Consider the following 1,280-nt stretch of genomic DNA (forward strand, 5'->3'; position numbering starts at 1 on the left):
GCAGCGCCGCAGGCGAGCATCCCGGTACCGCAGCCGAGGTCGAGGACACGTTTCCCCTCGACCGCACCCTCCCCCGCCGCATGGTGGAGGAGGCGGGCGGCGACGGTCGCCGGCGTGGCGTATTGTTCGAGCGAAGGCTTCGGCGCGGGAAAGCCGGAAAGTTTCTGGAGTGTCATCTCAAGGTGCCGCAGGCGCATATCTGCTATTATTTGGGGAGAGAGGGGGATGAACGTACCGGAGGCGTCATAACTGCGAGGGTGGACGAGGGGAGAATACATCGGCTCAAACAACTGCTCTCTCCAGAGCCAAAAAATAGGAAATATCCCCTTCTTCAGATCTCGTCGATGACGTACTCCCCCCACTCGCGCACCCCGACCAGGATCTCGAACTCCTGGGGGGTGAGGAGGGGGACGGGGAAGCGGACCTGGTCATCGTAGGCGAGGCGCGGACAGGCGGTGTTCACATAGGCGCCACACCCGAAGTTGATCATCTCCGCTGCCGAAACCTCGCGCATCGTGATCACGACCGCCTTCTCCGAGAGGGCGGCAAGGCGGGCGGCGAGCGCAGGCCGCGCCTGCCCGCTCTTCGTCGAGAGGAGGATGCCGATGCTCTCCGCAGACCGCGCCTTCTCGATGAGGGCGAAACGCCGCCGGAGGAGACGGTCGGCAGAGACCTCCTGTACCTCGCCGGTATAGGGGTCGAGGGCGATGACCCTCTTCCCTGTCGCCATCTGGACACCGAACGCATGGAAGACCCCGGTCCCCACAAAGAGGATCTCCGGTGCCGCAAGGGCGCGGGCATTCGCATAACTGCAGCCGAGCACCTGGCCGGGCAGGGGGGTGCGCCCGCCGCCGGGTGCGACCTCGGCCGCAATACCCTGCGCGGCAAGTGCGGCCGCGACGCCCGGCAGGAGGTGGACATGCTGGACCGTTGTGACAAGACCGACCTCCTTCCTGGAGAGGAGGGGGACCGCAGCCGAGACGACCGCAGGGTCGAAGTCAAGGGGGAGATATTCGTAGACGACACCCTTACGCTCCTCCACAGGTGCGTGGCCGATGTGGACGAGGAGGTCGGCACCGGTCAGGGCGACGGCATCGAGGGCGAGGTCGCAGGCACCATAACAGGGGTCACCGGCGACCGCCGCCACCTCTATGCCTTCGGTTGCGAGGGCCCGAACAAGAGGTGCGGCATGGCGTTTCAGTCCATCAGGGAACTGGAGGACGATACGCCGCGCACCCTTCGCCTTCACCCTCTCCGCAAGATCAGCGGCACGAATCAAT

General features: G+C 65.4%; 1 protein-coding gene and 1 pseudogene. Both read right to left on the reverse strand.

The genetic code is table 11. The features are described 5' to 3' along the window. Nucleotides 1–197, reverse strand: a pseudogene (locus tag Q0520_RS07935) (methyltransferase); the annotation flags it as partial. Nucleotides 198–331: 134 nt separating this feature from the next. Continuing rightward, nucleotides 332–1,279 (reverse strand): diphthamide biosynthesis enzyme Dph2, encoded by a 948-nt coding sequence (gene dph2, locus Q0520_RS07940; protein ID WP_298668546.1) that lies wholly within the window; start codon nt 1,277–1,279, stop codon nt 332–334. Between the last annotated feature and the right edge of the window lies 1 nt (nt 1,280).

Source organism: uncultured Methanofollis sp. (assembly GCF_937919355.1).
Taxonomy (GTDB): domain Archaea; phylum Halobacteriota; class Methanomicrobia; order Methanomicrobiales; family Methanofollaceae; genus Methanofollis.